At 50.2% G+C, this 23,132-nt stretch carries 19 protein-coding genes and 1 riboswitch; of the genes, 12 read left to right on the top strand and 7 right to left on the bottom strand.

The window, feature by feature from the left end; translation table 11 throughout:
- Window positions 1-49: 49 nt before the first annotated feature.
- A complete protein-coding gene (locus tag BLW29_RS17805; protein ID WP_090981999.1) occupies window positions 50-1,663 on the bottom strand; it encodes a CPBP family intramembrane glutamic endopeptidase in 1,614 nt (537 codons plus the stop codon).
- Window positions 1,664-1,931: 268 nt separating this feature from the next.
- Here BLW29_RS17805 and BLW29_RS17800 point away from each other — a divergent pair, with 268 nt between their 5' ends.
- Entirely contained in the window at window positions 1,932-2,594 is a 663-nt protein-coding gene (locus tag BLW29_RS17800) for a potassium channel family protein (RefSeq protein ID WP_090981997.1), read from the top strand.
- A 767-nt stretch (window positions 2,595-3,361) separates the two neighbouring features.
- On the opposite strand, the gene BLW29_RS17795 is transcribed toward BLW29_RS17800, so the two are convergent.
- Complete coding sequence (locus BLW29_RS17795; RefSeq protein ID WP_090981995.1) at window positions 3,362-4,255, bottom strand: LysR family transcriptional regulator; 894 nt, start codon at window positions 4,253-4,255, stop codon at window positions 3,362-3,364.
- 229 nt (window positions 4,256-4,484) lie between these two features.
- Between BLW29_RS17795 and BLW29_RS17790 the strand changes: the two genes are divergently transcribed.
- From BLW29_RS17790 to sdhB, 3 genes are read left to right on the top strand one after another with little or no spacing between them, the layout of a single operon-like run.
- Window positions 4,485-5,156: a succinate dehydrogenase cytochrome b558 subunit gene (locus tag BLW29_RS17790; protein WP_090981993.1), complete on the top strand. Its 672-nt coding sequence runs from the start codon at window positions 4,485-4,487 to the stop codon at window positions 5,154-5,156.
- A gap of 25 nt (window positions 5,157-5,181) precedes the next feature.
- On the top strand, window positions 5,182-6,927 hold the full coding sequence (gene sdhA / locus BLW29_RS17785) for a succinate dehydrogenase flavoprotein subunit (protein ID WP_090981991.1): 1,746 nt from the start codon (window positions 5,182-5,184) through the stop codon (window positions 6,925-6,927).
- Between the two features lie 14 nt (window positions 6,928-6,941).
- Window positions 6,942-7,706, top strand: a complete 765-nt coding sequence (gene sdhB / locus BLW29_RS17780) for a succinate dehydrogenase iron-sulfur subunit (RefSeq protein ID WP_090981989.1) — start codon at window positions 6,942-6,944, stop codon at window positions 7,704-7,706.
- A gap of 867 nt (window positions 7,707-8,573) precedes the next feature.
- On the opposite strand, the gene BLW29_RS17775 is transcribed toward sdhB, so the two are convergent.
- Complete coding sequence (locus tag BLW29_RS17775; RefSeq protein WP_090981986.1) at window positions 8,574-8,882, bottom strand: winged helix-turn-helix transcriptional regulator; 309 nt, start codon at window positions 8,880-8,882, stop codon at window positions 8,574-8,576.
- Window positions 8,883-9,110: 228 nt separating this feature from the next.
- On the opposite strand from BLW29_RS17775, the gene BLW29_RS17770 reads away from it, so the two are divergent.
- Window positions 9,111-9,950: a DUF695 domain-containing protein gene (locus BLW29_RS17770; protein WP_090981984.1), complete on the top strand. Its 840-nt coding sequence runs from the start codon at window positions 9,111-9,113 to the stop codon at window positions 9,948-9,950.
- A gap of 10 nt (window positions 9,951-9,960) precedes the next feature.
- On the opposite strand, the gene BLW29_RS17765 is transcribed toward BLW29_RS17770, so the two are convergent.
- From BLW29_RS17765 to BLW29_RS17755, 3 genes are all read right to left on the bottom strand, one after another.
- Window positions 9,961-10,875, bottom strand: coding sequence for an EamA family transporter (locus BLW29_RS17765; protein ID WP_090981983.1), 915 nt, complete (start codon window positions 10,873-10,875; stop codon window positions 9,961-9,963).
- 152 nt (window positions 10,876-11,027) lie between these two features.
- Window positions 11,028-11,837 carry a histidinol-phosphatase gene (locus tag BLW29_RS17760; RefSeq protein ID WP_090981981.1) on the bottom strand — a complete coding sequence of 270 codons (810 nt, stop codon included), beginning with the start codon at window positions 11,835-11,837 and terminating at the stop codon, window positions 11,028-11,030.
- Window positions 11,838-11,850: 13 nt separating this feature from the next.
- Window positions 11,851-12,753 carry a LysR family transcriptional regulator gene (locus BLW29_RS17755; RefSeq protein WP_090981979.1) on the bottom strand — a complete coding sequence of 301 codons (903 nt, stop codon included), beginning with the start codon at window positions 12,751-12,753 and terminating at the stop codon, window positions 11,851-11,853.
- Window positions 12,754-12,939: 186 nt separating this feature from the next.
- Between BLW29_RS17755 and BLW29_RS17750 the strand changes: the two genes are divergently transcribed.
- Both BLW29_RS17750 and BLW29_RS17745 read left to right on the top strand, forming a co-directional pair.
- Window positions 12,940-14,214, top strand: coding sequence for an MFS transporter (locus tag BLW29_RS17750; RefSeq protein WP_090981977.1), 1,275 nt, complete (start codon window positions 12,940-12,942; stop codon window positions 14,212-14,214).
- A 210-nt stretch (window positions 14,215-14,424) separates the two neighbouring features.
- On the top strand, window positions 14,425-15,072 hold the full coding sequence (locus BLW29_RS17745) for a metal-dependent hydrolase (protein WP_090982080.1): 648 nt from the start codon (window positions 14,425-14,427) through the stop codon (window positions 15,070-15,072).
- A 60-nt stretch (window positions 15,073-15,132) separates the two neighbouring features.
- On the opposite strand, the gene corA is transcribed toward BLW29_RS17745, so the two are convergent.
- Entirely contained in the window at window positions 15,133-16,068 is a 936-nt protein-coding gene (corA, locus tag BLW29_RS17740) for a magnesium/cobalt transporter CorA (protein WP_090981975.1), read from the bottom strand.
- A gap of 479 nt (window positions 16,069-16,547) precedes the next feature.
- A riboswitch (SAM riboswitch) is annotated at window positions 16,548-16,654 on the top strand.
- Window positions 16,655-16,752: 98 nt separating this feature from the next.
- Here corA and metA point away from each other — a divergent pair.
- The 5 genes from metA to BLW29_RS17715 all read left to right on the top strand — a co-directional run bounded on the left by metA (window position 16,753) and on the right by BLW29_RS17715 (window position 22,695).
- Window positions 16,753-17,670, top strand: a complete 918-nt coding sequence (gene metA, locus BLW29_RS17735; protein WP_090981973.1) for a homoserine O-acetyltransferase MetA — start codon at window positions 16,753-16,755, stop codon at window positions 17,668-17,670.
- A 39-nt stretch (window positions 17,671-17,709) separates the two neighbouring features.
- On the top strand, window positions 17,710-18,870 hold the full coding sequence (locus BLW29_RS17730) for a PLP-dependent transferase (RefSeq protein WP_090981971.1): 1,161 nt from the start codon (window positions 17,710-17,712) through the stop codon (window positions 18,868-18,870).
- Window positions 18,871-18,876: 6 nt separating this feature from the next.
- Window positions 18,877-20,055, top strand: coding sequence for an aminotransferase class I/II-fold pyridoxal phosphate-dependent enzyme (locus BLW29_RS17725; protein ID WP_090981969.1), 1,179 nt, complete (start codon window positions 18,877-18,879; stop codon window positions 20,053-20,055).
- 162 nt (window positions 20,056-20,217) lie between these two features.
- The gene (gene mqnC, locus BLW29_RS17720) at window positions 20,218-21,354 is read left to right on the top strand and encodes a cyclic dehypoxanthinyl futalosine synthase (RefSeq protein WP_090981967.1); all 1,137 of its coding nucleotides are present in this window, start codon (window positions 20,218-20,220) and stop codon (window positions 21,352-21,354) included.
- A 342-nt stretch (window positions 21,355-21,696) separates the two neighbouring features.
- Window positions 21,697-22,695, top strand: coding sequence for a putative sporulation protein YtxC (locus BLW29_RS17715; protein WP_090981964.1), 999 nt, complete (start codon window positions 21,697-21,699; stop codon window positions 22,693-22,695).
- Window positions 22,696-23,132: the final 437 nt, after the last annotated feature.

The raw sequence follows: 23,132 nt of genomic DNA, 5'->3' as shown, positions 1-23,132 counted from the left end.
ACAGTAAAGGCTCTCCCGGATCAGGTGCCGGGAGAGCCTTTTATCGTAATCAGGTTGTATAAGGTTTCGGACGTTTTCTGTTGTCCACGTATCGCATGAGCCATGCAATTGGAATCGGAAGCAGGATGTAGACGATACCGACCAGGATATTGCTGGCAGAGCCCATAAACATCAAGGAGATCGCCATCATTACGCTATCGAAGATTGCATGTGCGAACAACACGGTAATAAACCCGTATCGCAGGAACAAGAAGCTGAAGATCAGTCCGATAATCGTTAGCTCCAGCAGTCTCGTAGTCGATGGGAAGATCGGATAGGTAACGTGACCGAGCGCCCAGATGACGGTTGGAATGAGGGAAGCGACGAACGAGTTCTTGAACCAACGCTTCATCAGACCGATACCGAACAAGCGGAACACCGCTTCCTCTGATATCGCCGCACACCAAGCGAGTACCGGGAAGATCAACGGTGCTGCCAGGTTATAAGGGGATTGGGTGACGTCGGTCGTGGACCAGGAGCCGTTTACTTGCATCAGGATAATGAAGATAATCGTTTGTAAGCCAAGCAGCATAAACGCGCACAAATAGCCAAGCCACATACTCCGCCATACATGCTCCCCATAGCCGGGTTGGCCGAATCGCGGCCATAAATTCCGGCCCATTCCCTTCCATAATCCATCTCCGCCAACGAGGGAGAAGTAGACGGCAAGCGCCATAATAACGGTAATCAAACATGTAACGATCACCGCAACATACGCGACGGTGTCCGCATGCAAGATTTCACCGTAGCCTGCCACAATCCCGTCCGTCATGTTGAAGTCATTAGCCAAATACATAGCCAAGAAAATCACGGTTAATACAATTCCGCGCAAGAACGACGTGTGTTTCCGATAAAGAGACGCGTAAATGATGGCGAGAATAAACAACACAAAGGACAGGAACAAGCTGCCAATCGTCGACAAATAATTCGCGATTTGCTTCTGATCATTCACATAACCGGTGTACGCGGATGGGACGGAGAATTGCGGTTTATAGGATGCAATAAGGAAGCTGCCGTTCGCTGCCTTCTCGACGCGAATGCCAAGAATGAGCGGTGCTTCGCCAACCGACTTTCCGGCAGCTTTATACCAGATTCGGCCTTTGTCCGAATCCATCTTATGAAGCGAGAGCGATGATTTAGCAAAACCCTTGGAGGCTGCAAAAGCGAGCGCAGCATCTGTGAGTTCTTTGCCTTGTGCCGGTACGGTATCCGATTCGTTCAACCGATTCCACGCGACTACGGTCCCTTTTTGCATATGAACATAGACGAAAATCTCGCTCTTATCCGGCATTTCCGCCGTTACTTGAAACGTGTCCGTAGGGTAATCCGTATCATAGTTCTTATTATAGGTTTTCGTCAGCTTATTCTTCTCCAGATAACCGTAGAGGAGGCTGTCGGATTGATGAACGGCATGCACATGTGCGGGGTGAGCATGGAACTGCTTCTGGATAAAGGAAGAGGCGGCGGCTTCTGCTTTACTCTTGGTAATGACCGACTCGCTGCCCGAATCGAAGAAAGTCTCAGCTGTGGAAGGAACGATTTGGATGAGTAAATAAATGATGATACCTATGCCGGCAAGCCATGAGAATAATTTCCAATGGGGCTGAAGCTGCGTTGTATTCATTTGAACACCTCTGTCTCGAATAGTAGAACGATTGCGCGATATTCATTACCTTAACATAAATGAAACAATATTATCCATGGAACCGGGGCCTTCCTACTTGGAAATGAGGGCAGGAACGGTTTATAATTTGAAACATTGGCAGGCAGCGGAAGCTGACAAGGATGTCTTTGTCCTAAGGGTTACGTTCTTCATTTATATGAGTTTCATTTTGTATATAGTCGAGTCGATGTAGAAGAAATCATGTTTTGGATAGGGGATTACTACCATTATGAAAATCAATCAATTTGTCATTATAGGACTTGGCCGGTTTGGCTCGAGCTTGGCTCGCGAGCTAATTGAACTTGGCTATGACGTTCTTGGAATCGATAAAGATCCGGAGGTTGTACAGGATCTGAGCCAAGTGCTCACGCATACGGTAACGGCGGAATCGACTGATGAAGAAGTGCTTCGTTCATTAGGCGTACGTAACTTTGATTGTGGAGTCGTGGCGATCGGCGATGATATTCAAGCGAGCATTCTGACCGCTATTCTGCTGAAGGATCTTGGCGTGAAGAAAGTCGTTGCCAAAGCGATGACCGAGCTTCATGGGCGTGTGCTTGAGAAAATCGGCGTGGACCGCGTCGTTTATCCGGAGCGGGATATGGGCATTCGTGTTGCGCATCAGCTGGTTTCGCCGAATTTACTCGACTATATCGAGCTGTCGAAGGATTACACGATTGCCGAGCTGGCCGTGCCGAAATGCTTGAGCGGCGTCTCGCTGCAGGATTTGAACGCACGTGCGCGGTTTGGCTGCAGCATCGTTGCGATCAATAAGCCGAAGGGCATCATCATCGCGCCGACCGGAAACGATGTGCTTACGGAGAAGGATGTCATGGTGATCATCGGCACGAATCAGCAGATCGAGGAATTTGAAGATACGGTCATTCATTAGAAGAATACAAGCGATATGGTATTGGATACGAAAAATGGCAAACAATAAAGGACAGGGCCGGATTCGGCTTCTGTCCTTTGTTGTTGTTCGGGAAGAGGAACGCTTCCTGCGTTGAGCTGTGACAGCCTTGCGCCTGCTGTTAAACCCGTGATCATTATTGAACGAATTATGCTGAGGTTTGATCACGGTTTTAAAGGCAGGACGTAAACTCTCCAGGCTGTCACGCTCCCCTCCGGTCGCCTCTTCCCAGAAGTAACAATAAAGGACCGCTCCCGAAGCGGTCCCTAACCTTTATTGTTGCTGAGAAAGCGACTCTCACCACGCAGCACACACGGTGTGGTTCGTTCACAAGAAATTGAACCTCAAATTTGCGTGGTTCAATTGGGATTGCAAGACGCCGCATACCGGCGTGTTCGATTGAATGAGCCGCAACCTACACGGGGGAAGAGGGACATTGCTTGCATGAAGTTCAATGAGCCGCAGAGCTGCAGGGGCAGCAATTGCGGCTCAACTCGGCCGCCAGCGGAGCAGAATATGCGGAGCTAGTCGCGCTTGGAAGTGCAGCGGGAGGAAGGGATGAAGATGGTTGGACGAGTGTAAGGGGTTCCGTTGGAGAGCGTTAGCGCTCGCCTTTGAAGCCGGGAATACACCGCTAGGTGATTGTTCAATATTCCCGGGTTCAACAGCGACGGAAACGGATCCCCTGAAACGTAGTCCAATCCACCTCTTCATCCCACCCTCCCGCAACAGCAGCACTCCCCAACTCGCTACCCCCGCTTATAATGCGTAGCGATCTCGTCGATCCACAGCCGTACCACCGGGCTCAAGCTCTCTGATTGCGCATGAATGAGCGAAGTCGTCCGCTTGGATTCAACCAATTCGCGGATCGGGATAACCGAGAGATCGTTATCCTGAAGCATCTCCGGCCGCAAATAGGATTTGGGCAGCAGCGTAGCGGCGCGGCATGTATGCAACAGCCGGAGTATCGCCTCAAAGGAGTCGATTTCCATACGTACATCGGGAAGCAGGCGGTATTTTTCGAACAGTTCATCGGTCATGATCCGGTACCATGTGCCTTTGGAGAACAATATCATCGGCAGCGCGTTTAAATCGTTGATAACAGGCAAGCCTTTATCCATGACGAAATGATTGCGCGGCAGCACGAGCACTAGGTGATCGTCGAAGAGCGGCACGCATTTAAGCTGAGGATCATCGATGCGCGAAGCGACGATGCCTAGGTCGGCTTTGCGCTCGCGGACGAGCGTGACGATCTCATGTGTTTTGCCGGTGATGGCTTTGATATCGAGCTCGGGACTTCGGAGGGTCAGTGCTTGAATAAGATCAGGCAATGTCGTCTGCAGTGTCGTAAGACTCGCGCCAATGGTTAAGGTAGAACGGCCTGCGCTCTTATAATCGGCGACAAGGCTGAGATAGCGTAAGTGCTGCTGCCTGGCCTCGATGGCATACTCGTATGTAAGCTGTCCGATTCGAGTCAGCTCAAGCCGCTTGCCGACTCGGCGGAAGAGTAATGCGCCAAGATCCTGCTCCAGCTTGGCAATTTTGCGGGAGAGCGCAGGCTGGGACAGATTCAATGCGGCAGATGCCTTGTTCATGCTGGATTGCTCCACTACAACGGCAAAAACATGTAATTCATCTAACACAAACAATCACCTCACAGCTTCATGTCTATATGCAAAAAAGGTATAACAATTAATGAATAATAAGCAATTCCATTATAAGCATAAAAGGAGTATTATGTGTACTGTGCCACCATAATGTATAAATCTATTATTTATTGACGCCTTCTGGGGCTAGAGTTACAATGGAGAATGGTTTTGGCGAATTATGGCGAATGCTACCCCACAGTTTGGAAAGGAGAACGTACAAGTTATGAAAGGAAATTCGTATTTATCGCGTAAGATCCACTCCTTACTCGGAGTAATTCCACTCGGTTTGTTCCTCATCGAGCACATGATTACAAACTATTCGGCCTATGAGGGTGGATCACAAGGATTTTCGGATAGCATCAAGTTCTTGAATGATCTTCCGCTCGTTTTCTTCCTGGAATTGTTCGGCATCTGGCTGCCGCTATTGTTCCATGGCGTGTATGGATTATATGTTGCTTATCAGTCGAACGTGAATACCGGACAGTTCAAGTATGGCCGTAACTGGGCTTTCGCTGTTCAGCGTATAACCGGTGTAATTACGTTTATTTTTATCTTCTGGCATCTTTACCAAACCCGGTTGCAAGTTATGCTCGGCGAAGTAAAGCATGAGGAACTTGGCAACTTAATGCATGACATCACAAGCAACGGTCTGTACTTCGTGCTTTATATCATCGGTGTTCTTGCAGCAACGTTCCACTTCAGCAACGGCATGTGGGCATTCCTCGTTAGCTGGGGCATTACTGTCGGACCGCGTGCACAACGCATCTCCTCGTTCCTTTGGATGGGTGTATTCGTCATTGTAGCGGTGATGTTCTTGTTGTCGCTTGGCGCATTCCGCGGCGATGAATTTAAAGAGGCGGCCTCAGCTGCTCTGCAATTGACGAATCTCGTTTAAGTTTGAGACAAGGAGCGATAATGTAATGGCTAAAAACAAAATTATTGTCGTTGGCGGCGGTCTGGCCGGCTTAATGGCTACTATAAAAGCGGCAGAAGCAGGCGTTCATGTCGACCTGTTCTCCGTTGTTCCTGTTAAACGTTCGCACTCCGTATGTGCGCAAGGCGGTATTAACGGCGCGGTTAACACGAAAGGTGAAGGCGACTCCACTTGGGAACATTTTGATGACACGGTTTATGGCGGGGACTTCCTTGCGAATCAACCGCCTGTCAAAGCAATGTGCGATGCGGCACCCGGCATCATTCACTTGATGGACCGGATGGGCGTTATGTTCAACCGTACTCCGGAAGGTTTGCTTGATTTCCGCCGTTTCGGCGGTACGCAATATCACCGTACTGCATTCGCAGGCGCTACAACAGGCCAGCAGCTGCTTTACGCACTGGATGAGCAAGTTCGCCGCTGGGAAACAGCCGGCCTTGTAACGAAGTATGAGCACTGGGAGTTCCTCGGCTCCATTCTTGACGACGAAGGTGCTTGCCGTGGTGTTTCCGCTCAGGATCTTCGTTCGATGGAAGTACATACCTTCGCTGCGGATGCCGTTATTTTGGCAACAGGCGGCCCTGGTATTATTTTCGGCAAAACAACGAACTCCGTTATTAACACGGGTACTGCCGCAAGCGCGGTATACCAACAAGGCGTTCATTATGCGAACGGCGAATTCATTCAAATTCACCCGACGGCTATCCCGGGCGACGACAAGCTACGTCTGATGTCGGAATCGGCGCGCGGTGAAGGCGGACGGATCTGGACGTATAAAGACGGCAAGCCTTGGTACTTCCTTGAAGAGAAATACCCGGCGTACGGCAACCTTGTTCCGCGTGATATCGCAACTCGCGAAATCTTCGACGTGTGCGTGGAGCAGAAGCTTGGTATTAACGGCGAGAACATGGTTTACCTTGACCTGTCCCATAAAGATCCGAAGGTGCTTGATGTGAAGCTCGGTGGTATCATTGAGATCTATGAGAAGTTCATGGGCGATGACCCTCGCAAAATTCCGATGAAAATCTTCCCTGCGGTTCATTATTCCATGGGCGGCATGTGGGTCGACTACAATCAAATGACGAACATTCCCGGCTTGTTCGCTTGCGGCGAATGCGAATATCAATATCATGGTGCGAACCGTCTCGGTGCGAACTCGCTGCTCTCCGCGATCTATGGCGGCATGATTACGGGACCTAAAGCAGTCGAGTACATCAAGGGCCTTAAGAAATCGGCTGAAGATATTTCTTCTTCCGTTTACGATCGTGCGAAGAAAGAGCAAACCGACAAGTATGAAAGCATCTTGAACATGAACGGTACAGAGAACGCCTATGTCCTGCACAAAGAACTCGGCGAGTGGATGACGAACAACATGACCGTTGTACGTTTCAACAAGAAGCTCGAAGAGACAATCGCGAAGATTAAAGAGCTGAAGCAGCGTTATCAGAATATCAATATCAACGATTCTGCACGGTGGAATAACGCAAGCGTAGCGTTCACTCGTCAGCTGTGGAACATGATGGAGCTTTCCGAAGCGATGACGCTCGGCGCGCTTATGCGTAACGAAAGCCGCGGCGCGCATTACAAACCGGAATTCCCGGATCGTAACGATGAAGATTTCTTGAAAACGACGAAAGCCGCTTGGACGCCGGAAGGCCCGCAAATTTCGTACGAAGAAGTCGATGTCTCTCTCATTAAACCGCGTAAACGCGACTACTCCAAGGAAAAATAGAAAGGAGAATAACGATGGCGGAAACGGCAGTGAAAACAAAAACAGTAAAGCTGGTCATTACGCGTCAAGACGCTCCGAACTCTGGCTCGTACACGGAAGAGTTTGAAATTCCTTATCGCCCGAACATGAACGTAATCGGTGCCTTGATGGAAATCCAGCGTAATCCTAAGAAACAAGACGGTCAAGGAACGGCTCCGGTATGTTGGGAATCCAACTGTTTGGAGGAAGTATGCGGCGCATGCTCCATGGTCATCAACGGCAAGCCACGTCAAGCTTGCAGCGCGCTGATCGATAAACTGGAACAGCCGATTCGTCTGCAGCCGATGAGCACATTCCCGGTTGTGCGTGACTTGGTTATCAACCGTGAGCGGATGTTCAACGCGCTTAAGCGGGTAAAAGCATGGATTCCGATCGACGGCACGTACGATCTTGGTCCAGGACCGCGTATGGCGGAAACGAAACGTCAATGGGCGTATGAATTGTCCAAATGCATGACCTGCGGGGTCTGCTTGGAGTCTTGCCCGAACGTCAACGATCGCAACAGCTTCATCGGACCTGCGGCAATTTCGCAAGTTCGATTGTTCAACGCTCACCCTACGGGCGAGATGAACCAAGAAGAACGTCTGGAAACGCTGATGGAAGACGGCGGTATCGAAGGCTGCGGTAACTCGCAGAACTGCGTGCGCTCGTGTCCGAAAGGCATTCCGCTGACGACTTCGATTGCGGCGATTAACAAGGATACGACTAAACACTTGTTCAAAAAGTGGCTGGGTATGTAGGATAATAAGGCTCCCGTGGTGGGAGCACTTCGCACAGCTATTCCGATTTGCGCTCCCGTGGTACTTCGTACCAAAGTCGCTCAAATTCGGAATAGCTGTTGCTGCGTTTCCGCACCAAAGTCGCCGAGTTATCCCTGCTGTGCAGGGGGGAACGAGCTAGGCGCTCTCTCTCAAGCGAGGGACACTGCATGCAGGCGGTACGATTCAGCGCTCCCGTGGTGCTTCGCACCAAAGTCGCTCCCAATCGTACCGCCTGCGGCGCTCGTTCCCACCGCCGCTCCAGAGTCGCGTGAAACCGAAGAACACCGCTCCAGAGTCGCGTGAAACCCAAGACCAGCGCTCCAGAGTCGCGTGAAACCCAAGACCAGCGCTCCAGAGTCGCGTGAAACCCAAGACCAGCGCTCCAGTGTCGCGTGAAACCCAAGACCAGCGCTCCAGAGTCGCGTGAAACCCAAGACAGCCGCTCCAGAGTCGCGTGAAAACCGAAGCGCAGAAAAGGCGTATCCAATTATCCATTGGATACGCCTTTCGTCTGTCGAGAGCCATCACATCACCGCGAAAATCTAACGAACCGTAGGGGCGTTATTTACCGAATATAGGTCATATGAAAAGCTAACGAACCGTAGGGGGCTTATTTGGGGAAAATCGGCTCCCAAACACCTGCGCACCTCCAAATAGCGCCTCCACGGTTCGTTAGAATATTTCAAAAGCTATCTTGGGGCAAATAAGACCTGTACGGTTCGTTGGAACAATCAGGGCACTCCCCAAAACTAAATTGTTACAATCCAAACAACATTTTGGCGAAAGGTGCAACATTATAGCGCTTTGTCCCGTAAGTAAAAAAGCTGCCGTAGTCCACGGCAGCCTTTAACACCAATTCTCGCCCCAATCTTGAATCGATTGGATAACGGGTTCTAATCCCCGCCCTTTAGCAGTTAATTCATATTCAATTCGAACCGGCATTTCCGGATAGACGTTACGTTTAATAATTTCGAATTGTTCGAGCTCCTTCATCCGGTCGGTCAGCATCTTATCGCTCATCTCCGGGATTTGCTCTTTCATTTCTTTAAACCGCTTCGGCCCGCCGAGCAGAACGCGAACGATCATGCCAGTCCATTTTTTGCCGAGCAGCTCTGTTGCGCACTCATACTTTGGGCACATTTTGGAATAATCCACGTTATCACCCCACTTTTTCAATGATTCTATTGTAGCACATGACGTTTTCAAAAGGGAGGGCTATTCGCCAACAGAAGACAAAAGCTTTTCATTCATTATATACTATATTTAAGTTAGTTGGATACACATGGGTAATTTTCCCAAAAACCTTATTAACTTTGCACGCATAACCGAAATAATTCTAAGAAGCTATAGAATTGTTATCATACCACGATATTGAGGTGCCGGATGTCGGACAACTGGGGATTTTATGAACGCCGGACGGAATCGGAGCAGCTGCGTGTGTTGATTAATGTCGGATATCGTACCTCCGCACCGTTCACACCGTACACGGACTTGCTCTCGATTACGATTAACTTATATCCGGTTCGTGCGCATAATCGTTCGAATCGGGATTTTGTCAAACAATTGGAGCAGTTGGAATCCAAACTTGAACATTGGCTGAAAAGTACTGTAGGTGCCATCTATATTGGGCGCATCAACGCAGCAACTCGGCTTGAGTTTTATTATTATACGAAAGGGGAGACGCCTGATCTCCCCGAGATTCATGCTTGGCTAGATGAGAATTGGACTTTCCGAGCACAGGTCTATCGCAAACCAGATCCACAGTGGGAATTTTACAGCTTTATGCTGCCGGATGCGCTTGAGGAGCTGTTTGTGCATAATGCACAGATGATTTATGCGCTGATTCACAAAGGGGATAATATCGGCGAGCCTAGAAATGTCTATCACTGGCTGTTGTTTCGGGAGGACGACGACAGACGCGAAATTGAGTCGATGCTCAAGGGATTAGGATATGTCATCGAGAAGGAGAAGGAGGGGAACCCCGAGCAGGGCTACCCGTATCCGCTAGTGATTAGCCGTTTCGAGGACGTTCGGCTTGATACGGTGAATGAACGCGTACGCGAGCTTCATTCCCTGCTGGCAGGCAGTGGAGGGCGTTACGATGGATGGGGCTCGGTGATGAAGCTGTCCGCAGCAGGACGGTTCCGCCGATACGTACGCCGGAACCTGAGTAACGTCGAAACAACGCTGCGCAAAGTATTCTTGAGACGAAACTCCCAATGAAGGTATTGGTTTATAGTCGTATGAGGACAAGTCCTGCAATGGTCAGTGCGAAAGCGATCCATTGATAAGTATTCAATCGCTCGCGATAGAGAATGATCGAGCCTGCGGCCACTACCAAGCTGTTGGCGGCAAATATGGGACCGGCTATGTTGGCTCGCCCCGTTTCAAGTGCAATTGCGTAGAGCTGCAGACCGCCGTAGGAGAACAGCCCGGCAACAAGCCCCCACTTCATCCCAATCGATGCGGAGCGAAGCGACTTCTGCATGAGTCTTGAACCTTCTTCCGCACCTGCACGAAAGCTGCCGAGCGAAGTCCTGCGGGAACGCTCTTGACGCGCAACTAAGGCGAACCAAACAATCGATAAACTGTATGCCACGAATAAGACCGGAGCGCTGCTTAGTTCCAGGTCTCCTGTGACTTTAAGACCTCCATTACGAATCGCGAAGAGCAGAATGCTGATGCCTACGTAGAAGTACCATCGCGGTGCTATGCGGAAGGCTTCTTCTTTGCCCCGCATGGAGACAAGCACGACGGCGAGCAGAAGCAGCAGAACGCCGCCAAGCTCAGTGTTCGAAAGTTGTTCATTGTAGCCGAAGGTGCCAAGCGCAATGACCAGAATGATATTCATATTCGTAAGCGGTGATGTCAGGCTGGCTGGTCCCCACTCCAATGCTTTCATGAAGAGCGCATTCCCGAGGGCGGAGCCCGCACCGATGAGCAAGCCTGCGAACCAAACGCGCGGATCGGCGAGCGATGGCAGCAGCGTATGCTCCACAGCGGCGTGAATGCCAAATCCGCAGGTCCCGGAAATATAAAGACCCAGAAGCAGGTAAGCGGAGGAACCGCTCTGCATCTGGGACACCTTCATCCACCAGCCAGCCAAACCGAACAGTACCGCACTGCCTACGGCTGCTGCAAACCACATGTAACTTTCCACCAATCTAATAATATTAAATGTTACACAAATGAAATGGTTCTGTTATCGTTCCTTCATATTGGAGGGGTATTATAATAACCAAGACCCCCTTTTGATTATATATGACTTCGGACCTGCCGCGTGCAGGTCCACTTTTTTATCTACAGGGCTACACGTACAGGCTTCTTGTTCTTGTAATAGAACCATTCCGTAAACCCGATTTCTTTCAGACGCTTCGCAACAAGCTCCCAATCTTCGCCGACTCGGCTCGGTTTATGAGCATCGGACCCGAACGATACCGTCACACCGAAGTGCAAGGCACGCTCTAATATCGCATCAGATGGATACCAGCCGCCGGCATCTTTGGTACTGCCGGAGGTGTTGATTTCGATGGAGACGCTGCTCTCCCCAATGACTTTCAGGCAATCATCAATCGCTGCATCAGCGTCAATGGCGGAGAAAGCAGGGTAATAGCCTTTCATCGCATCGATATGACCGAGAATTTGGAACATGCCGCTGCGGGCGGATTGGCCGATAAGCTCATAATAATGGCGTTTCTCATCGATGTGCTGTGCTTCAGAGAGGTTCTTCCACCGATTGCGATTGAAGATGCTGACACCGCGCGACTGATGGACGGAACCGATAATATAATCAAAAGGATAACCGGCATAGACATCGCGATAAACTTGAGCGTGCTGAGGGAAGAAATCGGACTCCACACCGAGCATGACGTCGATCGTGCCTTCGTACTTGGCTTTGAGCCGCAGCACTTCCTCTACATAACGAGCAAATTCGCTTTTTCCCATTGCAATGCCCGGATTCGGTTGTTCCTGTTCGCTTGCAAAGTAAGGGGAATGATCTGAAATTCCGATGACGCTCAGTCCTGCCTTGATTCCGGCCTGAATATAATCCTCGATATTACCGTCTGCATGCCCGCACCGGAAGTGGTGCGTATGTAAATCAAATTTCAAGCTGAATCTCCTCCTACTCGCTGCTTATGAAATGATCTTCGGGCATACCCTTCAAATCGCTCAGAAACTGCTGCATCGCTGAGTTGATGTACCGTCCCGACTTATAAACCAACCCCACAGGATGGCTCATATCGAGCTCATTGACTTTAATCCGCTTGAGCGTACCGAGCTGAACTTCTTTGGCTATGGAGAGCTTAGACACTACCGCTGCGCCTAAATTGATCTCGACCATCCGCTTCACTTCCTCGCTGCTCGAAAGCTCCATGACGATGTTCGGGTGCAAATTATATTTGCGGAAGATTTGATCCAGAAAACGTCGTCCTAATGTGTCAGGCGAGAGCATAATCATGGGAATGTCCTTAAGCGATTCTACGGTAGTATGCTTCAAATGGCTCATGGGATGCTCGGGCGCAACGACGAGTTCGTAGGTGTCGTAATACAGGATGGATGTTTCCACATTCGGATTGCGTTCCGACAAATAAGTGATGCCGATATCTACGGTACCATTCTCAACACTGGCCATAACGCCGGAAGAAGGCATGGAGTGAATCGTTGTTTTGATAAGCGGAAATTGGTTTTGAAAATACGACAGCACCCGTGGCAAAATTTGAATCGCGATCGAAGAGGTCGTTCCCAGCACGATATGACCCTGCGGAGTTTGGCTTAGGTCAGAGAGCTTCTGCTTCAATTCTTCTACGATGGCTAATATGCGCTCGGCGTGATCAAGAAACACTTGTCCGCGGTCCGTTAATGTGACGGGTTGATTCCGATCAATTAGAACCGTCTTAAACTCATCCTCTAAGCTCTTGACTTGGGCAGAAACGGCCGGCTGCGTTAGATTAAGCAGCTCTCCTGCTTTACGAAAGCTCATGGTGCGTGAGATGGTTAGCAACGTTTCGAGTTGGTTAATATTCACGGAATCCCTCCTTTAGCGATTAAAGATTTTTATCACAGCTATATATCATTATAATGTAAAATCAGCTCGACGGCAAAAGGTACCAAACAGCTAATGGGCCGCCTGGAGTTGGAGCAGGATTCAATCAGGATGCTGTCGAATGTTGGTTTAAGGTGACAATTCATGCGCCATAAAGGAGCGAAAAGGATGAATCCGAAGGCAGTACGCAGCTGGATGATGTATGATTGGGCCAATTCTGCTTTTGTCACAACCATTATGGCCGCGGTCATGCCGATTTACTACAAAACAGTAGCAGGCGCAGATTTGAGCGGCAATACAGCCGAGAATTACTGGGGGTACACGCAAACCATTGCGATGATTTTCGTAGCCATTCTGTGTCCGATTATGGGAGCGATTGCAGATTATTCTGGATCAAAGGTACGTTTCTTATCGGTGTTCATGTTCATCGGTTCCATTGCGACGGTCTGTATGGCGATGGTTGGGACCAATGATTGGCTGCTTGCTTCTATATTGGTTGTCATCGGTACGATCGGCTATGCCGCGTCCAATACATTCTATGATGGATTGATTACGGAGGTCTCGACACCGGAGACACTTAATTCCGTGAGTAATAAAGGGTATGCGATGGGCTATTTAGGCGGCGGCTTGCTGCTGCTGGTCAATTTAATCATGATCGAGAAATGGTCGCTAGTTGGCTTTCCTAATAAAACAGTGGCAACGCAGACTGTCTTTGTTACGGTCGGGGTTTGGTGGATCTTGTTCTCTATTCCAATAATGCGCAATGTAAAGGAAACGGCGAAAGGGACCTCTGCCGGTTTCGGGGATATGATGAGTCGCGGGTTGCAGCGCATCACCAATACGATGAAGACGCTGAAGCATTACCCTGAGCTGCTTAAGTACATGGCTTCTTTCTGGTTCTTTAACGATGGCATTAGTACGGTTATCGTCATGGCGACGATTTATGGCAGCGGCATCGGAATTGAAACGTCGGATTTGATAGCCGCGCTTCTGATTACGCAGTTTGTGGGCTATCCGTGTACGCTTCTCTTCATTCGATTCGCCTCGCGTATCGGGATGAAATACTCGCTTTATTGCTCGCTGCTTGTCTATGTGCTGATTGTTATGCTTGGATACTTCATGACGAGCGCCCTTCATTTCTATGCGCTGGCTGTTATGGTCGGGTTCGTGCAAGGGGGGAGCCAAGCTACGGCAAGATCGCTATATGCCACTTTGGTGCCGCCAACGCGAACGGCTGAATTCTTCGGCTTCCTGAGCTTGTCGAGCAAATTCGCCGCGGTAGCCGGACCGGCTGTATTCTCCGTTGTCGGCACGATCACAGGGTCCAGCCGACTGGGCATCCTTGCGCTGCTGGCGTTCTTCATCATTGGTATTGTCCTGCTGTATTTTGTGAATTTTGACAAAGGCCGCAAGGAAGCGTTGGCAGGAGAAGGACTTGTGTAACTAGTTGTCACTAGCAGCTGCTTGGTCGTAAACTTGCCGATTCATCACAGCTATCATACCGGGCATCACTTGAAACTTACTTCAAGCGATGCCTTTTTATATGTCGGAATTCCTATTGAACGAGAATGGAAAAGAAGGTATAATCATTCGAAAAGCGAACTGACGTTCGATGAATGCTTCAGCATAGTCAGTCAGAAGGAGGAGGCAGATATGAAAGGGACGACACACTTGGCGATTGGCGTCGCGATCGGGGTGGTTGCTGCTGCGACGCATCCCATTACGCTGACCAATGCAGCGGCATTTATTATCGTTGCGGCATTTTCCGCCTTGAGCGCGGATCTGGACGGTACGAACATGCTGAGCAGCAAGCTTAGCAAGCCGGCCAGGATAATCCGCGCACTCATGCTGTGGGGCGGAGTCGCTGCAGGAGCAGCAGCGGGGTATTTATATTGGTTTGAAGATGAATTTTATCCCTATCTCACGATTGCCGCGGCAGCCGAGTTTCTTCTCGGTCTCATCTCTCGCAACGGTATGATTCGGGATGCGCTTGTGAGTATAATCGGCTTAGGACTGCTGTATGCCGGTTATGCGATCGGCCATCATTGGCTAATGGGACTTGGTGTGTATGTTGCATGGGTGCCATGGCTAAACCACCGAGGGTTAACGCATACCGTTTGGGCGGTCGTGGCATGGGGAGCAATCGGTTGGGGGCTGGAACAGCAGCTTGAGATCGAAGGGATCGCCTATACCGCAATAAGCGGTTATCTATCCCATCTTATTGCGGATACATTGACGCCAAGCGGAGTTAAGTGGCTGTATCCACTGACTAAGAAGACCTTTAAGATGCCATTCGGTTAAACACAAATAAAGCTCTCCAGAGGCCGCGAGCGTCCCGGGAGAGCTTTATTCATTAGCGAATCATAGCCATTCTTTCTTGCGGAAAATGAAGAACATTCCGAAACCGAGCATGAGCATAAACGTGAGCAGCAAGTAGGAGCCGCCGTGCAGGTGAAGCCCGGGTATAAAGTCGAAATTCATTCCGTATATTCCGGTAATGAAGGTGAGTGGCATGAAGATCGTGGTCAGTGCGGTAAAGACACGCATGATTTCATTGGCGCGGTTCGCAAGCGAAGACTGGTAAGCCTCTCGTAAGTTGCCCATCAGATCGCGGTAGGTCTCGAAAGTCTCGGCGATCTTAACGGCATTCTCATAGATATCGCTGAAGTACTTCTGCAATTGATCGTCAATCAGCTTCAGGTCTTTCTTATTAAGCGTTGCGATTAGTTCCTTCTGCGGTCCAAGTACTTTCTTAAGCCAGAGAATCTCGCTTCGTAGTCCGATGATTTCATTGAGATGCGATTTCTTGGTGTGGACGAGAATATCCTCTTCCAAGCTCTCGATCCGCGCTTCGATCCGATCGCCGACGAGGAAGTAATTATCAACGACGATATCGACCAAATGATAGAGGAAGCGGTCGGGTCTGCTGACTTGCTCTTCGAGCAGGATCGGCTTCAACGCGCGAAGCTCGTTAATTTTCTGTTTCGTAACGGTAATAATATAATGGCGGCCCAGAAAAATGTTCAAGGCACGTAGGAAAATTTCTTCATCATCAAATCGGATGCTGTTAATAACAATAAAATAATGGCCTTCATGAATTTCTATCTTAGGCCTTTGCTCTTCTTCACTCAGACAGTCTTCCACGGCCAGCTCGTGCAGCGCGAATATCGGCTGGAGCACGGCGAGGTCATCTACATCGGCATCAATCCAGTAGAAGCCTTCGGCAGGCGGCACGACGGCTGCTTGAACGTCATCAACCGGTGTGAAAACACCTTGATTCACGTGACGGATTTTCATCCGCGTTCCTCCTCTCGTTGTTGCAGTAATTCCCGGATGCCGGTTAGGAGGAGGAGAACAGAATCGGACAACATCAATCAAGCCATATTGCGCGCGTGCCGTACTGCTTGCTCTAATCCATCTATCTGGAAGCGGCGCGTTTGCGATTATGGTTGGATGACGTGAGCCTTCCTGTTATCTTCCGTATAAACCGGTTATCAATGCGGTTGCCCGCAGGCCTCGGGTCGCCTTCCATAGTCGTAAACACCCCTTTTGTGGTCAATTATTCACTACTTAAAGCGTAATTCTTGTCTAGTATACTCCGACAATGTCTTTCCATTCAAGAAGAAAGTAGCGTACATGGTTCTGTAACAGCATATGCGGGGAAAAGCCCATGGTTACGCGTTTTTTGACGATGGTGCTGGGGGGCTCCTTGACGAGAATAAAGGAATGATTTAAAGTAGGAACTAAGGTATTTCTTTAAATTAAATAAGCAAGCTTTCTTATCAAGAGCAGGCGGAGGGACTAGCCCGATGAAGCCCGGCAACCGGCGTGTAAACGTACGGTGCTAATTCTTGCGGAAACGTATGTTTCTGAGAGATGAGAGGCGCATGAACGATACATTTGTGCCCCTCTCTGATGAGAGGGGCTGTTTTCATTGCGCTCCTCCTCCGTGACAATCCAAGCAGACAAGGAGAGATTATCATGCCGATTAAAGTACCAGACCAATTGCCTGCGAAAGATGTTCTGACAGATGAGAATATCTTTCTAATGGATGAGAGCGTAGCCTACCATCAAGATATCCGCCCGCTGCGGATCGCGATTCTCAACCTAATGCCAACTAAAGAAACGACCGAAACACAGCTGCTTCGCTTAATAGGGAACACGCCGCTGCAGGTGGAAGTCGTGCTGCTTCATCCGAGGACCCATACGTCGAAGAATACGTCTTCCGAGCATTTGGAGTCGTTTTACAAAACGTTCGAAGATATTAAGCATGAGTATTATGATGGCTTGGTTATTACCGGCGCGCCAGTAGAGACGCTTCCGTTCGAAGAGGTCAACTATTGGGAAGAGCTGAAGGATATTATGGATTGGTCGGCTCGCCGAGTAACGTCCACTTTTCACATCTGTTGGGGCGCACAAGCGGGGCTATATCACCACTACGGCATTCCCAAATACGAACTGACGGACAAAGTGTTCGGCGTTTTCCCGCATACGGTGGAGAAGCGCAATGTTCCTCTTGTACGCGGCTTTGACGAACTGTTCCTGGTTCCGCAATCCCGTCATACGGAAGTGCGCCGCGATGATATCGACCATGTATCGGATCTGGATATCCTGTCTGAATCGCCGGAAGCCGGCGTGTATCTGGTCGCTTCCAAGGATGGCAGGCAAGTATTCGTAACGGGCCATTCGGAATATGATCCGCTGTCGCTCAAAGCGGAATACGATCGCGATGTGGCCAAAGGAATGGATATTGCTTTGCCGAAGAATTACTATCCCAACAACGATCCTTCGAAGCTTCCGCTGTCGAGCTGGAGAGCGCATGCCAATCTGTTGTTCTCGAACTGGCTGAATTACTACGTGTATCAGCAAACTCCTTATGATCTAGGTGCAGGCATTTAAATAAGAAGTTCATTAATCGATGAGAGGGAGTTCCTTTAGATGAAAATAGAAAGTCGTTTAGCGCAAATTGGATCCATTAAAGAGCCTGTTACCGGAGCTGTCAGCTTCCCGGTCTACCAAGCAACAGCTTTCCGCCACCCGAAGCTTGGCGAAAGCACTGGCTTTGACTATGCCCGCACGAAGAGTCCGACTCGCAGCGTGCTGGAAGAAGCGGCCGCTGAGCTTGAGTCCGGTGATGCGGGATTTGCTTGCAGCAGCGGCATGGCTGCGCTGACGACGGTCTTCGCGCTGTTTGGCCAAGGCGATCATTTGCTCGTTTCCTTGGATCTATACGGCGGTACATACCGCTTGCTGGAGAAGATCATGACTCGCTTCGGCGTGTCGGCTTCATACGTGGATACGAATGATATCGATGCGATGAACCAGCTGGTAACGCCAGCTACGAAAGCAATCTTGATCGAGACGCCGACGAATCCGCTGATGATGATTACGGATGTGGAACGGGTTTGTTCATGGGCGAAGTCCAAAGGCTTGCTGTCCATTGTCGATAATACGCTGCTCACTCCGTTCTTCCAACGTCCGATCGAGCTGGGTGCCGATATCATCGTGCACAGTGCGACGAAGTACCTTGGCGGACACAATGACGTGCTGGCAGGCCTTATCGTCACGAAGGGCAAGGAACTGTCCGCTGAAATAGGTTTCCTGCATAACTCGCTTGGCGCTGTGCTTGGACCGCAGGATTCATGGCTTCTGATGCGCGGCATGAAGACGCTCGCGCTCCGCATGGAACGCCATCAAGCGAATGCGACAGCGATCGCGAACTGGCTGCTGACTCATGAAGCGATCGAGGATGTATACTATCCGGCACTTCCACATCATCCGGGACATGAGGTGCAGAACCGTCAGTCCTCCGGCAACACCGGCATTTTCTCGTTCCGCTTGAAGAATGCCGCATATGTAGAGCCGATCCTTCGACATATTAAGCTGATTGCTTTCGCAGAGAGCCTCGGCGGCGTGGAATCGTTGATGACGTATCCGGCCGTTCAAACGCATGCGGATATTCCACTGGAAATTCGTCAGCAGATCGGTGTCGATGACCGCCTGCTTCGTTTCTCAGTCGGCATTGAGCATGAGAATGATTTGATCGCGGATTTGGCGCAAGCCTTTGAAGCAGCAAAACGTGAGCTTGGGGAGGCATAAACCATCATGGCAGAGCAGAATCCGGACAAGGGCAAGAACAACAACGAGAAGCAGTTTGCTACGAAATTGATTCATTTCGGGGCTGAGATCGACGAACATACCGGCGCATCAAGCGTACCGATCTATCAAGCTTCTACCTTCCATCATCATGATATCTTCAATCCGCCAACGTACGATTACAGCCGTTCCGGCAATCCGACGCGTCAGGCTTTGGAAGACTACATTACACTGCTTGAAGGCGGCGTTCGCGGGTTTGCGTTTGCATCCGGCATGGCAGCCATCTCGACCGCGTTCCTGCTGTTCTCGACAGGCGATCACATTATCGTAACCGAGGACGTTTATGGCGGTACCTACCGCCTGCTGACCACGGTGCTGAACCGTCTTGGCATTGAGTCCACTTTCGTGGACATGACGAACTTCGAGGCTGTGAAAGCGGCGCTTCAACCGAATACGAAGGCGGTCTTCATGGAGACGCCTTCCAACCCAACGCTGAAAATCACCGATATCGGCGAGATCGCGACATGGGCGAAGGAGCATGAGCTGATTACGCTGCTGGACAATACATTTATGACGCCGTACCACCAGCGCCCGATCGAGCTTGGGGTTGATATCGTGCTGCACAGCGCTACGAAGTTTCTTGGCGGCCACAGTGACGTGCTTGCAGGCCTTGCCGTTGTGGCAACCGATAGCCTCGGCCGCAGGCTGAAGCAGCTGCAGAATGGTCTTGGGACTGTTCTAGGTGCACAAGAATCATGGCTGCTGATCCGCGGCATGAAGACGCTGCAAGCGCGCATGGAGCGTAGCGAACGCGGCGCTCGCAAGCTGGCAGAATGGCTGAGCAGCAATTCGGAAGTTACACGGGTGTACTATCCTGGTCTTGCGAATCATCCGCGCCGTGAAATTCATGAGAAACAGTCGAAGGGTTACGGCGCAGTCGTGTCCTTCGATGTAGGCGACGGCGAGCGTGCCAAAGCGGTTCTCAGCCGTGTGAAGCTTCCGCTTGTAGCGGTAAGTCTTGGCGCTGTTGAAAGTATTTTGTCTTATCCGGCTATGATGTCCCATGCGGCGATGCCGCGCGAGGTTCGTCATGAACGCGGAATTACGGATGGCTTGCTTCGTTACTCGGTCGGTCTAGAGGATATTGATGACCTGATTGCCGATCTGGATCAAGCGCTTAAAGGCTAAATAAAGCGATACGCGGCAGTCCCGGCGGACTAGCCGCGTTTTTCGCCGTTTTGGCTGGCTTTTTCGGCTGATGTCGGTGCATGACGCTGGTTGGCGTTTGTGGTAGTATTAATTGAAAGCAAGCAAGTAACGGATATGTTGATAGAGAAGGAGGTCTCTGGCGTGCAACAGGTAGATCGCATTCTAGATAAAGCACTGCAAGGAGAACGAATTGGACTTGAGGAGTGCGTAACGCTTTTTGAATCCGATGAAATTGAGAAAATGGGCCATGTGGCCAATCAGATTATGCTGCGGCATCACCCTGATCCGGTAACGACCTTTGTTGTCGGACGGAACATTAACTATACGAATGTATGCGATGTGTACTGCCGATTCTGCGCGTTCTATCGGGCGCCCGGCTCGAAGGAAGGCTACGTGCTTCCGGACGAAGTTATCCTGCAGAAGATTAAAGAAACGATGGATGTCGGTGGAACCGAGATTCTGATGCAAGGCGGCGTGAATCCAGAGCTGCCGTTCTCGTATTACTTGGACTTATTGCGTAAGATTAAACAGCATTACCCAGGCATTACGATGCATTCCTTCTCCCCGGCGGAGATTCATAAGATGGTCTTGCTTTCCGGCGGACAATCGCTTGAAGAGGTGCTGCGCGAGCTGAATCGTGCAGGGCTGGACTCCCTTCCGGGCGGCGGCGGCGAGATTCTTGATGACCGGACCAGACGCAAGATCAGCCGGTTGAAGGGTTCCTGGACGGACTGGATGGACGTTATGAAGACCGCTCATCGCATCGGTATGAATACGACTGCTACGATGGTTATCGGCTTCGGCGAAGAGATGGAAGAGCGTGCGCTTCATTTGCTTCGCGTCCGTGACGCACAGGATGAGTGTATCGCGAACGGCTATAATTCCAAAGGATTCCTGGCGTTCATTCCGTGGACATTCCAGCCGGAGAACACGAATATGAAGCGGGAGAAAGCGACGCCTGAAGAGTATTTGAAAACATTAGCGATCAGCCGGATTACGCTCGACAATATCGATAACTTCCAATCTTCGTGGGTGACGATGGGGCCGGAAGTGGGCAAGCTTTCCCTTTCCTACGGCTGTAATGACTTCGGCAGCACGATGATCGAAGAGAACGTGGTTTCCGCTGCCGGAACGACGCATAAGGTCAACATTGATTCCATTCTTCGCTTGATTCGTGAGACAGGTAAGATCCCGGCACAGCGCAACACACGCTACGAGATTCTGAAGATGTATAACGAATCCGAAATGGCGCAGAACGACTTTATCATGCAAAACTAAATCGACCTCTTTGTACCTATAAAGCTTCCCTTCAGGAAATGTATTTCCTGAAGGGAAGCTTTTGTTCGTTTAGGGGGCATGAACTGCCGCCTCAACTGCCACGATTGCCCTTCCATTCCAATCCCTCACTAGCTGTGCCAATGCCTACATCGTATATATGCTTTTGCAGAACCATATACTGTTAAGGAAGCCCGATTCGACCTCTGGATTTCGTATGCAATTGATCCTGCTGAGTCCACCCTCGTGCGTTCGTTTAACGCCCAATTTGCCGAATGTCCGGCCACCATATCCAGCCCGCTTGCCAGCTGGCTGCTATTCGCAAAAACTTTTAGGAGTGAGCCTATGGAACTGTTCACTGTTTCTTTGCTTTCGGCTTCCCATGAAGCGATTGATCGACTGCACCATTGTTTGAGCGAGGAATTTGTCGATTTACATAGCGATAAGGATACCGCTGTTCCGTTCGTGAGCTTCACAAGGCCAGAGTACGAAACCATGGAAATTTCATGCCTCGTTGACCTTGCGGATTTCAAGCTCGCTTCTGATGGCCCGCAAATGTACCGAAGATCCGCGACCGCTTTTGCACGCTACATTATGTCCGAACTGGAGCCGATGCTGCTGAAGGCGATCATACGCAAGCAGTTTCATTATGACGTGGTCAAAGAGATCGAAGTGCTCGAGCGCTACTGCCAAAATATTCTTTACGGCGCCGCTGTCCCGGCTGTGCAGGAAGATGATACCGATACGGCTATGCTGCGATCGGACAGAGAACGCCGGATGGGTAAAGTGGCGGATGAGATCGAGCAGTTTCTGAGCAGCAACACTCGGTTGCATCTCGACGGGTTCGTTACGTTTAGACTTGCCGCTTACTGGCAAGAACTGAAGGAAGTCGTCGCCTACGCAGTAGATGAATACGTGATGGATAAGCAATACCAGGAATTTATATCGCTGCTCAAATATTTTGTCCGGATGCAGGAAGTGAAGCTCCCGATTGTGCATGTATTGCACAAGGGAGGCAGCGACTTCGTGCTTTACGATCAAGAGTTTCAAATGCTGGAAACGGTGCAGGCCGACCGCATCGTAGCGGAAATGCTGGAGTCTGAAATGAACATGGAAGACATGATCGTCAGTACGCTGATTACGGTATCGCCGCAGCAAATTGTGATTCATACGAGGCAGCCGGAGCTGCCCGTGATGCGCACGCTAGAAACGATATTCGAGCACCGGGTACGGTTATGCTGCACATGCGGCCATTGCAGCTACTTCTTCGATGAGCAAGGACTGCCTATTGTGCAGGCGACAGATGTCGTGTCGGAGAAGCGGGTACGCAATGTCATACCGTGAGAAGAATTTTACACCGCAATATAGGCTTGACCTGTCAGTCGGTGTCAGATTATAATGATTGACATGTAAAAGCAATGACAAAGACATGTATCACCAGCGATGCTCGATTCAGAGAGAGGGAACCTAGGCTGAAATTCCCTCGCGATGCAGTGGCGATATACCCCTTTGTAGCTGTCCAGTTGAGCCCTCACTTCATGGTGAAGTTTGGAAGTAAGCTGTACCGGGCCGTTCCCGTTATAGGACGTCTACAAGGATCAGTGGCCGGCAAGGTTGATTAGGCGCTGATTGAACTAGGGTGGAACCACGGGTCTATTAGAGCACTCGTCCCTTTGCGGGATGCGTGCTTTTTTTGTTGGCTGCATACCGCATAGATTGTTAAATTTCGGTCTTGCGAAGGCATCGTGATGCGGCCGCAAGAACCACATCCAGGAGGAACG

Origin of the sequence: Paenibacillus sp. CF384 (genome assembly GCF_900106745.1) — a bacterium.
Lineage (GTDB): Bacteria > Bacillota > Bacilli > Paenibacillales > Paenibacillaceae > Paenibacillus_Z.
Note: the sequence above shows the minus strand (reverse complement) of the source record. Positions and strands in the feature narration are given on the sequence as shown.